Source organism: Defluviicoccus vanus (assembly GCF_014672695.1).
Taxonomy (GTDB): domain Bacteria; phylum Pseudomonadota; class Alphaproteobacteria; order Rhodospirillales; family Defluviicoccaceae; genus Defluviicoccus; species Defluviicoccus vanus.
Genome location: NZ_CP053923.1, coordinates 2,539,282 through 2,551,836 on the forward strand (window position 1 = coordinate 2,539,282; position 12,555 = coordinate 2,551,836).

Annotated in this window: 9 protein-coding genes; 4 read left to right on the forward strand and 5 right to left on the reverse strand. The window is 63.1% G+C overall.

The window, feature by feature from the left end:
• Nucleotides 1-62: 62 nt before the first annotated feature.
• Entirely contained in the window at nucleotides 63-896 is an 834-nt protein-coding gene (gene cobA, locus HQ394_RS11535) for a uroporphyrinogen-III C-methyltransferase (RefSeq protein ID WP_190260368.1), read from the reverse strand.
• A gap of 197 nt (nucleotides 897-1,093) precedes the next feature.
• Between cobA and HQ394_RS11540 the strand changes: the two genes are divergently transcribed.
• Nucleotides 1,094-2,248 carry a COX15/CtaA family protein gene (locus tag HQ394_RS11540; protein WP_190260369.1) on the forward strand — a complete coding sequence of 385 codons (1,155 nt, stop codon included), beginning with the start codon at nucleotides 1,094-1,096 and terminating at the stop codon, nucleotides 2,246-2,248.
• 203 nt (nucleotides 2,249-2,451) lie between these two features.
• Nucleotides 2,452-3,975 carry a S41 family peptidase gene (locus HQ394_RS11545; RefSeq protein WP_190260370.1) on the forward strand — a complete coding sequence of 508 codons (1,524 nt, stop codon included), beginning with the start codon at nucleotides 2,452-2,454 and terminating at the stop codon, nucleotides 3,973-3,975.
• Nucleotides 3,976-4,024: 49 nt separating this feature from the next.
• Here HQ394_RS11545 and HQ394_RS11550 read toward each other — a convergent pair whose 3' ends face one another.
• Complete coding sequence (locus tag HQ394_RS11550) at nucleotides 4,025-6,322, reverse strand: DNA/RNA non-specific endonuclease (protein ID WP_190260371.1); 2,298 nt, start codon at nucleotides 6,320-6,322, stop codon at nucleotides 4,025-4,027.
• Between the two features lie 479 nt (nucleotides 6,323-6,801).
• On the opposite strand from HQ394_RS11550, the gene HQ394_RS11555 reads away from it, so the two are divergent.
• Both HQ394_RS11555 and HQ394_RS11560 read left to right on the forward strand, forming a co-directional pair.
• A complete protein-coding gene (locus HQ394_RS11555) occupies nucleotides 6,802-7,596 on the forward strand; it encodes an AfsR/SARP family transcriptional regulator (RefSeq protein ID WP_190260372.1) in 795 nt (264 codons plus the stop codon).
• A 275-nt stretch (nucleotides 7,597-7,871) separates the two neighbouring features.
• Nucleotides 7,872-8,546, forward strand: a complete 675-nt coding sequence (locus HQ394_RS11560) for a response regulator (RefSeq protein WP_456151596.1) — start codon at nucleotides 7,872-7,874, stop codon at nucleotides 8,544-8,546.
• Here HQ394_RS11560 and HQ394_RS11565 read toward each other — a convergent pair.
• The 3 genes from HQ394_RS11565 to HQ394_RS11575 all read right to left on the reverse strand — a co-directional run bounded on the left by HQ394_RS11565 (nucleotide 8,525) and on the right by HQ394_RS11575 (nucleotide 11,878).
• Nucleotides 8,525-10,588 carry a sensor histidine kinase gene (locus tag HQ394_RS11565; RefSeq protein ID WP_190260373.1) on the reverse strand — a complete coding sequence of 688 codons (2,064 nt, stop codon included), beginning with the start codon at nucleotides 10,586-10,588 and terminating at the stop codon, nucleotides 8,525-8,527. The two genes, HQ394_RS11560 and HQ394_RS11565, sit on opposite strands and share 22 nt — an antisense overlap.
• A complete protein-coding gene (locus HQ394_RS11570; protein WP_190260374.1) occupies nucleotides 10,480-11,598 on the reverse strand; it encodes a CHASE2 domain-containing protein in 1,119 nt (372 codons plus the stop codon). The genes HQ394_RS11565 and HQ394_RS11570 overlap by 109 nt, the downstream gene beginning before the upstream one ends.
• Nucleotides 11,599-11,668: 70 nt before the next feature.
• Nucleotides 11,669-11,878, reverse strand: a complete 210-nt coding sequence (locus HQ394_RS11575; protein WP_190260375.1) for a hypothetical protein — start codon at nucleotides 11,876-11,878, stop codon at nucleotides 11,669-11,671.
• Nucleotides 11,879-12,555 lie beyond the last annotated feature (677 nt).

The window sequence follows — 12,555 nt, forward strand, 5'->3', positions numbered from 1 at the left end:
GGCCAACGTCAACGCGCATGCCACTCACCTTGATGCTGCCGCGAATGCGCCGCAGCCGCAAGTTAACCTTTCTGCGAGCTTTCTCGGTCGTCGAGGTCATCGGCTGGCGTGGTGGCCGCTACGCCAGCCGCGGGCGTCGTCGCCACCGGGTGGAACCAGTCCAACTGCTCGGCCANGGAGACGACGCGCCCGACCACAAGCAAGGTCGGCGCCGCCATGTCGAGGCCTTCGATGCGGTCGGCGAGTTTGGCCAGGGTGGTAAGGATCGTCACCTGATCGGACCGGGTGCCGTTGACGATCGCCGCCGCCGGGGTGACGGCGGCCAGCCCATGCTCAATCAGGGCGGCGGCGATCCGCCGGACGTGGATACGACCCATGTAGATGACGAGCGTGGTGTCCGCATCCGCCAGCGATCGCCAGTCGAGGTCGAGGTCCGTATTCTCACGGGTGTGGCCGGTTACGAACCGGACGCTGTGAGCGAGGCCGCGGTGGGTCAGCGGAATACCGGCATAGGCGGTGCAGGCCGAGGCCGAGGTGACGCCCGGAACCACCTCGAAGGGGACCCCGTGGCGGGCGAGGTGTTCGGCTTCCTCCCCACCGCGACCAAACAGGAACGGGTCACCACCCTTGAGGCGGACGATGCGGCGACCACTGCGGGCGAGGCTGACGAGAAGCGCATTGATCTCGGGCTGTGGGATGTGGTGATGGCGGGCGATCTTGCCGGCGAAAATTCTTGTCGTTCCGGCAGGAATGAGATTGAGGATCGGCTTCGCCACCAATCGGTCATAGACAACCACGTCGGCGGCCTGCAGCAGTCGCAAAGCCTTCAGCGTGAGCAGGTCGGGATCCCCGGGGCCAGCGCCCACCAAGTATACCGGTTGAAGCGGCTCGCTCACGTCTTTGTCCTCCTCGCGCTCACCCGCAGGTTATTCTTACTTGTACCGATTCGCTGTTTAAGGGAAGGCCGTGTGCCGGGCAAGCGGGGGCTTGGTGGTGCCTCGCAACGAAGCCCTGGGCCAAGCCGGCGCCGGCACGGCATAGTCCTTGGCACCGACGACGCTGGCGGCAATACTGCCACCCAGCAGGAGCGATAATGTGTTTGCCGGGCTGCATTCGGCAGAAGGGAGAACGCCGTTGCGAGGTTCAATACTGGCACCGTCTGCATCCGGACCCGAGGCGGCTGATCGCGGCTTGGCTGTTCACCGTCGCGGCGATGGTGTTTGGCATGGTTGTGCTGGGCGGCCTTACCCGACTGACCCACTCCGGACTGTCGATGGTTGAGTGGCGGCCGCTCACCGGTTGGCTGCCGCCGCTGTCGCACGCAGAGTGGGAGGCGCAGTTTCGCGCCTATCAGCAATATCCCGAATTCATCAAGGACAACCCCGGCATGACTCTGGCCGGGTTCCAGGGCATCTACTGGCTCGAATTCCTCCATCGCTTGTGGGGGCGGCTGATCGGCGTCGCGTTTTTCCTGCCCTTCGCCATCTTTCTGCTGCGCGGCTGGATACGCGGTCGGCTCGCTCTCGGTTGCGGTGTGTTGTTCGTTCTCGGCGCCATGCAGGGCGTGCTGGGTTGGTACATGGTGAAGAGTGGCCTCGTCGATCGTCCCGATGTGAGCCAATACCGGTTGACGGCACACCTGATGGCGGCCGTTGCGCTTTACGCGGCACTCGTCTGGCTCGCCCTCGACGTATTGCGCTGGAGGACGATGGCCCAGGCCGGACGGCTGTCGCCGGCGGCACTCGCGGTGGCGGCGCTCGTTGTTCTCACCATAGCCGCCGGCGGTTTCGTCGCCGGGACCGACGCCGGATTTCAGTTCAACACCTTTCCACTTATGGACGGAAAGCTGTTTCCGGATGGAGCCTTCGTGCTGGAACCGTGGTGGCGCAACCTGTTCGAGACCATACCCCTGGTGCAGTTTGTCCATCGCTGTCTGGCGATGCTGACGCTGGCTGCAATCATCGTCTTTCGTCTGACCCGGAGTCCCGCCGATCTGACCCGGCGCGGCCGACTCGCCGCCAATATTTTCGTTGGCTGGGCGTTCCTGCAGGTGGGACTCGGTATCACGACGCTGATTTTTTACATGCCCACAGCACTCGCGGCGTTGCACCAGGCGAGTGCAATTGTCCTTTGGACTCTGGCGATCTGGACCGTTTTTGAACTCCGACAGCCGGCAAAACCCGTGTTTGTTGCAGGAGAATCGGCCCATGTGGGGCGTATATCTGCCCAATTGAGCCAACCCCGGTAATGTGATGCTGTGTCCGACGGGTATGTCCATCGTGGATGCAGCGGGAAGTGTAATCTGGGCCCATTTTCATTCGGGGGTTAATGCGCCTATATTCTTTTATCAACCATTATGGGGCGATCGTTGCCGATACCGGGTGATGCCACTGCCAGGAAGGCGGCTCTGAAGGTTGTAAAAGTCGATGTAATCGAAGTGGGTTGGTTAGGGTGACGGTGAAACATAGCAGCGCTGGAAGTCAGCGATCCCGCCTCTCTTACGGTCTGATCGTTGTTGCGGCGGTGGCGACGATCGCCGGTGTGCTGATGCCGGCTTTGAGTGGGTGTGCAGAAGAAACGCCATCCTTCCGGCGCATCGCCGAGGCCGTGGGCATCGATCCTTACCGGTTGTCCCCGGACGGCAACCGCGAGATGGGGCGGTTCGCCGAAACCTTCACTCTCTACGCATCGGATCCGCATAATACGCGTCAATTGAAGCAGTTCCGCGATGCATACAAGCGCATCCGCAACTCCTACGTCGAAGACGTCTCCGATACGAAGCTGATTGAAGCCGCCATCGCCGGCATCAAGGCGCAAAATCCGGCCCCACATTCCATGAAGGCGTCGGCATTGGTGGAGACTGCGCTCGACGCCATCACCACGTCGTTGGATCCGCATTCGGCCTACCTCAATCCCGAGGAACTGCGGGAGTCCGAACTGGTCACGTCGGGCGAATTCGGCGGTCTCGGCCTGCAGGTCACCCAAGAAGAGGGCAAGATCAAGATCATCTCGCCGATCGAGGGGACCCCAGCCGATCGGGCGGGATTGAAATCAGGTGATATCATTACCGAACTTGACGGCAAGCCCGTTACCGGCATGTCGCTGCGCAATGCGGTCAACGCCATGCGCGGGCGGCCAGGAACGCAAGTCAAGCTGACGATCGGCCGCGACAGCGCCCAGCCATTCGAAGTGACACTCACCCGCGCGGTGATCACCATCGAGCCGGTGCGCTGGCACATGGAGGGCGACGTCGCCTATCTGCGCGTCGTCAGCTTCAACGAGCGCACGGCGGAAGGCGTCGAGTCGGCGCTGCAGGAAATCCGTACCCGCCAGGGTGGTGACCTGCGGGGCATCGTCCTCGACCTTCGCAACAATCCTGGCGGCCTGCTTGACCAGTCGCTGGCGGTTGCCGATGATTTCCTTGAGGACGGCGTTATTGTCACCATACGCGGCCGCGAGCAGGGCAGCGACCGCACCTTCTGGGCAGCAAGCGGCGATCTGGCGCGGGAAGTGCCGGTGGTGGTGCTGGTCAATGCCGGTTCGGCCTCCGCTTCGGAGATCGTTGCCGCGGCGTTGCAGGATCACGGCCGGGCGACGATCATGGGCGCGCGCACCTTCGGCAAGGGCTCGGTGCAGACGGTGATGCGGCTGCCGATCGAAGGCGCGCTCAAGCTCACCACCGCGCTTTACTACGCCCCGGCGGGAGAGGCGATCCAGGCACAGGGGGTTGTTCCGGATATTCAGCTCACCGGGCAGGAAGCGGGGGAAGAAGAATCGCACGAGGCGGATCTGCCACATGCACTGCCGCCGCAGGGTGGAACGCGACAAACCACGCGTGCTTCGGTTGAGGTCAGTCACTGCCCGCCAATCGGCGACGCCAAGGATCGTGAACTCGGCTGCGCTATCTCGTTCCTTCGCGCCGGTGGCTCCACCGACCACTTCCTCGCTGCCCTGGGGCCGAAAGCTAAGCTCTAAGCGTTTACCACTGCGGGCCCGCGGATCCCCGGCTCCCGCTTCGTCAGTGTCAGTTGCGACGCCGGCGCGTAGTGCCGCTACGCATGGCCATTTCGCCACCGCGGCTGGTCTCGTACTGGTCGGCGGCATGGATGGCGTCGGCAAACGTTACCCCGGTCATTACCTCGATCTCGGTGATTGGATACATCGCCGGCGCAAACACTCNGGGCAGCACGGTAAATTCCAACGGTGTGTCGGCCAGATCCTGTTCGAGAACGAAGCCGTAGGCGGCGAGGCCCTCTGCGGTGCGAGCAACGATCACCTTCCAGAACCGTGCCGGAATCTTCGCCTGGATCTGCACGCCACCGGCACCGACGCCGGTGAAGGTCCGGTCGCTGTCGGCGAGTACCGGGCCGGCAAAGACGCACAGCCGTTCGTTCGCTGCCTCCGCCAGCACATGATTTTCCAAGTCACCCCAGTTGGCAATGCCGTCGGAAGAGCGATTGAAGGCCGCCGTTTGCGGCGAGCAGTTGGTCACGTGATAGCTGTCGCCGTTGGCGCGCCGGAGGAGGTCATAGGAGGTCCCCCAGGCAATGTCGTCACGGCGGACGATGTGACCCTTGTCGAAGGAACCGCGGTCCTTGGTAAAGAACACATCGGGAAGCTGGAACTCCGCCGCCAGACGCGGATCCGGATACCAGCGCTCCTGGTCATGTTCGCCGAGGCCGCTCAGCCCACGGCGGGTGTAATCGCCGCTGGCATCGGGCCGGCGAAGCTGTGGCTCCCTGGTGACGTTGCAGGCGCAGATTAGTGCCAGCCGCCGCGCCGCGTGCATGACGATGGAGAAGTTCTGGTAATCCAGGACGCCGCCGCCGGCCAGCGTTCGCGCGCAGAGGGCGGGATTGCTCGCCGTTGGCATTGCCACCTGCACGTGGGGCAGATCGGCATTGCCGCCCGGAAGGTTGAGAAAGTCGGCATCGTAGCCGCGTCGGGTGGCGTAGTCGGCATCGTGGAATGGCTCGCGCATCGCCTCCAGCGCATCCTCGCCGGCAGTAAGCGGCGCGGTCGCGAGGTTGGCGACGGCTTCCGTGGCGGTATCGCTGCGCATCACCGCCGGCGTGCCCAGCGCAATGGTAATGTGCAGCGGCACCTCGATACGGATCGTTCCGTCATTGCCGATGATCGCCGCCGCTGGTGCTGGGGTGACCAGTCCGGCCGTCGACGCAGACCGGGACTCGCTGACCGCTGGCGTGGGCACGTCCTCCTTCGTCGCCTCCGTGGTATCCGCCCGCTGCCACCAGCCGGACCAGCTCGGCGTGCCACCAGAGGGCGTGCTGGCGAACTGCACCCCGGCATCGATCACCCGTTGATCGCGGGCCAGTTCGGCAGCGGGGACGCAGTAGTTCTGCTTCTGTGGCATCCCGCCGAAATGCAATGCCATTACTTCGGCTGAGGCGAGATCGATCACCGCCGATCCCGAGTTGCCGCCGAGTGTCGAACAGTCATGCGTTGCTGCCGACACCACCTTGCCGAAGCTTGCCGTCGGCATGCCGCCCTGCAACTGGCCAGGCTGCAACCGTTTGATGCCATACCGGTCCCCGAAGACCGTTTGCTGGTCATTGAGCGAATTGCGTGGATCGAACGCCGGATAGCCGACGATGAAAATGTCCTGGCCCTGCAGATCGCGCGCATCGACGACGGCAAGCTTGAGCGGCTTACGCCCCGCCGGCAGTCCGTCGACGGCAAGTAGTGCCATGTCCCAATAGGGATGGATCATCACCACGCGGCGCACCTGCAGCGTCGGACCCGTCGGTAGCCCCAATTCGCGCAGGAAGTCGATGCCGCCGGTACGGCCGCTGATGAAGGTCAGGCTGCGATCGCCTAGGCCGCGCGCAAACAGTTCGGCCACGTGCCGGTTGGTCATGATCAAGCCATCGCCGACGACGAAGCCGGTGCCGCCATAGGGGCAGTTGGCCAGACCGCTCAACTCGATGCGACCGATGCTGGGTATGACGCTTTCGATCCGCTGCCTGATTGTCGGATCGGCGGAGAGACGCGTCCAAAGTTGATGCGTGACGGTGAACGTCCCGTTGACGATATCGATCGCCGGGCGGAGATCGGCGAAGATGATGGCTTCAAGGTTGTCGTACTGCGCCTCGCTTGGCGATTGATTGAGCGCGAGCGCTTCCGCCCCCTGACGCGCCAATTCCACCGCATCCGCGCTGGCAGACATGCTCTCGAGGCTGCCGGTATCGGTCACCGGCCGTTCAAGCGATGCGATCGTGTGGATCGCGCTTTCGAGGCCGCCTTGCTGGCGGGTGATCAATTGCAGGTAGCTTCGCAGGCGATCCGGGTCTCGACGTGCCATCACTTTCCTCCGCTCCGATGCATGGGCGCAGAGCACGCGTGTACATCGGGTAACTCCGACTCCACCACCCGTACGGCTGGTGTCGTCCGGCTTCGTTAAGAGATGCTGGTCGAAAGGCGCCCCGGGAAGCAAGCCCCCGGGGCGCCATCTGCGGCCCTTCCCCCAGAAGGACGCGCAGGGTGTGGATTTTGCCTGTCTGATCCAGGCCAGGATGGTTGTTGCTACGATCCGAAATAACTACCCACCGCAGGAACATGTTTAGCCCATGCGCGTCATTGTCTCGTGACGTTCGGCATGAAGGTGCCGTTATTCGTTGCCTTGCACGCGAAATTCGTTCGTTGCCGGTTCGTTAACGGCGCGTTCGCGCCACCGCGCCGTTAACACGACGTTAACGCAGGGCTTAGATGGCGATTACATCATCACGGCAAAATAAGGAGGAATTGAGATCCAGACGACAACGAAGAGTGGGGATGTGGACAATGAAACAACTGCGGATCCAGTTTTTTGGTGGCTTTGAGCTGTACGACCACAACGGCGTCCCGTTGCGTCTGCCTTCACGAAATGGGGCGGCGCTGCTTGCCATCCTTGCCGTCGGCCGTACACGGATGCAGGGTCGTGCCAAGCTTGCCTCGCTGCTGTGGGATTCGCGCGACTTCGAACATGCGCGCGGCAGCCTTCGCCAGACGTTGTTCATGCTCCGCCGGTTTCTCGGGCGGGAAGCAATGCGCGAGCAAACCGACGCGCTCAGACTGGATGAGGCGGTCGTCCGGACCGACCTCTGGGATTTTCTTGATCTCGTTGCGCAAGGTACGCCCGAGGCCTTGTCGAGTGCGGTCGAACTCTTTCAGGGCGAATTTCTCGATGGGCATCCCGCCAACCGCAGCAACGCTTTCGAGGAGTGGCTGACCAACGAGCGGCAGCGGTTGCACGATCTGGCGCTGCAGACCTTTTGCCACAGCCTCGAGCACGCGATGCGTCACGGGAGGCACGAGGATGTGCGGCGGACGGCTTTGCGGATGCTGGCACTCGATCCGGCTGAGGAGACGGCGCACCGGGCGTTGATGCAGGTGCACGCGAACGAGCAGCGCTTCAGCTTGGCGCTGCGCCAGTTCGATTTATGCCGACGGGTGCTGCAATCCGAACTGAACGTCGAACCGGACGCACAGACCCGCCAGCTGTACGCCGACATTATGTTGTCGCGGTCCTCGCGCTTTCCGCTTGCGCATCGCTCGGCGGCCGACAGCGTGTCGGGAAACGTTCGCAAGCTGGCCTGATCGTCCGTCAGCGGCGCAACGCCCCGATCGAGGGTGTTGCGCCGCGACGAAAGAACCCAGCGGCGTCTGTTGGCGCCTCTTTTCGCAGCGCCTTGCAGAGACACCGCAAATCGATCACAGTTATCCCGGATAGAGAGCAGAAAATCGCCATAAACTGGGGTAGGGCGTGTGACCATTCATCTTGCCGCGTTGGCTGTTGGCTGGTTGCGGAGCCGCGGTAGCACTGCAAGCGCGCATCTGCGGACGTGCAGGCCGGCGCCGTGACTGCGCCAACTGTGCTGATTACCGATGACGATGACGCCTACCGGATGCTGCTCGGGGCCACCCTGGAAGGAGCGGGATACCGGGTGGAGGAAGCCGCGTCGGGGCGCGAACTGGAGGCGAAGCTAGCGCAGCGGCAACCGGATCTACTGCTGCTCGATCTCAACCTCCCGGACGAACACGGCCTTGCGCTTTTACGGCGGGTGCGCGCCCGATCGACTCTTCCCGTCATCGTGCTCAGTATCCAGGCCGAAGGAGCGGACCGGGTTGCCGGTCTGGAACTGGGCGCCGACGATTACATCTCGAAGGCATGGCCACCGCGCGAGTTGCTGGCGCGTGTCAGCGCCGTTCTTCGCCGCGCCCAGCAGCGCGACCATGCCGACCGCTTCATGACCTTTGCCGGATTTCGACTCGATACCGAGGGACACACCCTGCAGGCTCCGGATGGCCGCGACATACCGCTGACGACAGCGCAATTCGGTTTGCTGCGGGCGCTGGTTCGNGGCAAGGGGAGGACATTGACGCGCGACCAGCTGCTCGATGCCTACGCCGATACGGTTGATGCGCCCTGCGACCGGACGATCGACGTGCTGGTCAGCAAGCTGCGGCGCAAGCTGGGCGACGACGCCCGCAACCCCTCCATCATCCGCACCGTTCCAAACGTTGGCTACAAGCTGCTCGACGCCTGAGGGCTGATCTCGCAGCGGCCGCCGGCGTTTGCGACTGCCAGCCGGCAGCTCGCAGCGGCTTGCGCATACGCCTGCGGCAGGGCATCGATCATGGGATCGATCGAGGGCCAGACCTCGGTACGAGCCGCCCGTTCCAGGGCACGGCAGGTCTCGCCAAGACGGATCGCACCGAAGGACAGGCTTGTCCCGGCGATGCGGTGAGCGAGGCGGGCGATGCCGCCCGCATCGCGCTCCGCCTGGGCGTCGACGAGCGATCCAATCAGCGTGCCGGTCTGGCGGCAGAAAGCCTCGATGACGAGCTTGAGCCGCTCAGGATCGTCCCCCAGCGCATCAAGGACGTTGGCAGGATCGAAGTCCGGCCAATGCTCGCCTCCGTCCTGCCTATCCGTCGCCGGGAGTGACACCTGATGGTCGGTGATGGCCGCAGTCGCTGGCAGGGGAGGTAGCGCGGCCCTGTCGTCCTCTGGCGCCCTCGCCTCTAGTTGGCGCAATGCGTCCGCCAACTCGGCGCGTGTCACCGGTTTGCGCAGCACCAGATCGGCTCCAGCGGCGATGAAGGTGTCGGCGACGTCAGCGGTGGTGTCGGCGGTCAGCGCGATGATCCGCAGGCACGAAAAGCGCGCGTCGGCCCGGACTCGGCGGATCAGCGTCGGCCCGTCAATCCCGGGCATGCGATAGTCGGTGATCAGGAGGTCGACCGTCACTTCCTGCAGGCACTGCCAGCCGGCCTCGCCGTCTCCGGCGAGGTGGACCTGCAGCCCCAACTGCAGCATCTGTTGCTGCAGCAGGCCGCTGATCGTCGGGTCGTCCTCGACGATCAGCGTTGTCCCCATGGCGCTGCCCGGTTGTAGCGGCGGCGCGACTGTAGCCACGTCGGCTAGGCCCCATGAGCGTGTAGCCGGCGCGACCCACGGCGCGGCAACGGCGGTTGCCACCGTTGGCAGAATCGCCGGCAATGCCAGTCGGAAGGTAGACCCTACACCCGGTTGGCTCTTCACCGTGATTTCGCCGCCCAGGAGGACGGCGAGGCGGTGGGAAATGGACAGACCAAGGCCACTTCCCGGCCGCTGTGTGGCCTCGCCGCTGCCGCGATGAAACGGCTGGAATAGCTCAGCCAGTGCCTCGGTGGCGATGCCGATACCGGTATCGACGACCGAAAAGACCACCTTCGGCACCACCGGATGCGCCGATACGCCAGCTTCCTGCACGCTGCTGCCTGTCAGGCCGACGTTGAGGGCAACAGAGCCCCGATCGGTAAATTTGATCGCGTTCGCCAACAGGTTGGTGAGGATCTGACGCAGGCGCAGCGGATCGGTTTGCACCGTCGCCGGTACCTCCGGGGCGATGGCCATCGTCAGCATCAGGCCCTTGCCTTCCGCCTGCGCTTGCAGCATGTCAATTTCCGCTTGCGCCAGACGGCGCAGGTCGACCGGTTCCGCGACGATCCGCATCTTGCCGGCATCGATTGCCGCCAGGTCGAGAACCGTGTTGAGGACGCCAAGCAGCGCATCGGAGACCGCGAGAACCCGAGCCAGCAGCGCCTGTTGCGTCGCGTCGAGCCGGGTGGCGTGGAATTGCTCCAGATAGCCGACCATGGCCTGAACCGGGGTGCGGATGTCATGGCCGGCCATCCGCAGGGCCTCCGTCTTGGCTTCGCTCGCCGCCTCCGCTGCCTCCATGGCGCGGCGTAGCAACAGCTGCTGGCGGCGGGCGAGCAACAGCTGGCCACCGATGCCGCCGATCAGGGCGAGCGGCAGTTGCGCCAGCATCGGCGTCGCAATCGGCAGCCACAGGCCGGGGTGGGCAAACAGCAGTTGCGCGGCAAGCGCATAGGCAAACGCCAACATCAGCGTTGACGGGAGTGCGGTTTGCGGTGGCAGTAGAGCTGCGGCCAGACCGAAGGCGAGCCCCAGCAGCAGGACCACCGGAAGGGCTAGCTGTGGTTGCGGCGGCTGCAACGTCGAAACGTTGAGCAGATTGGCGAACGCTGTTGCAGCGATCTCGACCCCACTGAGATAAACGCCATCCGGACGCGCAAACACCGTGGCGAAGGCATCGCGAGCGAAGTCGGGGGTTTGGTGAGTTCGGAGAGACCGACGAAGACAACCCTGCCTTTGAGATCGATGTCGCAGGGAGGGGCGGTGCGTCCGCGACAGGCAAGCAGACGCGCATAGCCCACGTGGCGGATCGTCCCGGGCGGACCGTAGAAATTCAGGTAATGCGCATCCGGTGCGGTGTAGAGGGCGATCAGGGCGCGACGTAACTGCTGCGCCTTCTCGTCGGTCGCTGGCGGCAGGCCGTTTAAGTCGATGCCAGTCTTAACCTGCCGCCGCAGAGTGCGCGCCATCAGGTCGATCCGGGTCACCCTGGACGTGTTTGGCAGCGACTGATCCGGCGGTGTCAGCGGATCCTCCCAACCCGGGGACAAGCGAGGCCAGCCGCTGTCATAGTGAAGGCCATAGGCCATGAGCGCGAGGGCGGGGAGGGTCGCACGATCCGCCGACTGGCCCAGGAAGGCCCAGAAGCGACTGATGCGGGCGGGGACGTTGGGCAACGGCAGCGGAGCAATACCCAGCGCTGCCGCGCCCAGCACAGGACGAGGCTGGGAGAAGGTTTCAACGACGAGTTCGCCGGTCGCTCCGTTGCCAAGCGGCGTAATGCGGCGTTCAGTGGCCTCGAACAGCAACACCCGGCCGGCGCGCGCGATCGCCGCAGCAAACGCCTCATCTTCACCCGCGGGCTGCTCCCGGGTGAAGGCAAGGTCGAAAACGATGATGTCGGCACCACGCTCGACCAGAGCATCAATCAGCAAGCCATGCAGCGAGCGGGGCCAGTCGCGCGGGGTCGAGGACAGGCCCAGGTCGATCGCCGATTGTTCATCGATGGCAACGATGACAGCTTCGCGCGGCGGTTCAACCGGTCCGCGAAGGTGAAACAGCCATGCCAGACCAACCCTCTCCTCGAAGGAGAGCCCGAAAGGGGAGGCAACGAAGAGCACGCCGGCAAGTCCGATGCCGATACCGAACAACAACCCACGCACCCTCCGCTGCATCGAAGGCCCTGCTATGCCAAGCCAGCTTTACTAACTTTTGTAGTGGTGCTAGCGAAATGAATCCGAATACTTAGCTTGGAATTCTGATCTTGGAACGAGGTGCTTCCAATCCGGAGGTTTCAGGCGTGTCACAGGATACTACCGATTTATTTTCGGCGACGATCCCCGATATGCCGCTCGCGTACATCACCTGAAGCAAGACAACGTTGGCATCGATCTTCTGTACTGCCGCCAACATTTCCAAGAGTTTTGCCGAAGGTATCTTTGTCTCCGCAGTCATTGACTCCTCCTTTTCAGTCAGGATGGGCGAGTCGCCCAGCGTCGCTCAGATGCCGCAGCGTCCGAACTGAGGATTAATAGTTAAGTGTTATTCGAGCGATAACGCCCCTTTTTGGGACAAACCGGCTCACTTCCAATGTTCTGGTGACTTCGCGATAACTATCATCCTGATAGCGAAAATCTGTATCGAGCAGATTGGTTCCCTGCAGGCTCATTATCCCCCACCGGTTCGGAAGGCGATAGCCGATTGCGGCGTCGAGAAGGTTAAAGTTGGATGTTCCCTCGAACTCCGGGTACGCGCCAGCCTGGCTNNTCACGTCCTGATGGACGTAGGTCCAAGTCATCGTGGCAAAAAAACCTGATGGATGAAAATAACGCAGACTGAGAGGTGTGCTGATTGTCTCTACCCTACTAGGTAGCTGGGCAATATCGTCTTCACGATCAAATAGATCATAAACAAATTCGCTACTTACTGCCCACCTGTCATCCGGTGTCCAGTATAGATAGGCGCGTCCCATGTCCTCATGGCGTTGCTCTTTCGTATCAGGAGCATCACTGAAGTTTTCTTGTTGATTGATCTGGACGTTACGCTTCGATACTTCCATTCCTCCGCTTAGATTGTCCATAAATCGTACATCCATTCCCACGCCATATCGCCATGCCTCGGTTCCCGCCGGA

Excerpts from the sequence above, each read along its gene's own strand:
- HQ394_RS11540 (WP_190260369.1), top strand. The coding sequence starts at position 1,094 with ATGTGTTTGCCGGGCTGCATTCGGCAGAAGGGAGAACGCCGTTGCGAG.
- HQ394_RS11555 (WP_190260372.1), top strand. The coding sequence starts at position 6,802 with ATGAAACAACTGCGGATCCAGTTTTTTGGTGGCTTTGAGCTGTACGAC.
- HQ394_RS11570 (WP_190260374.1), bottom strand. The coding sequence starts at position 11,598 with ATGCAGCGGAGGGTGCGTGGGTTGTTGTTCGGTATCGGCATCGGACTT.
- HQ394_RS11575 (WP_190260375.1), bottom strand. The coding sequence starts at position 11,878 with ATGACTGCGGAGACAAAGATACCTTCGGCAAAACTCTTGGAAATGTTG.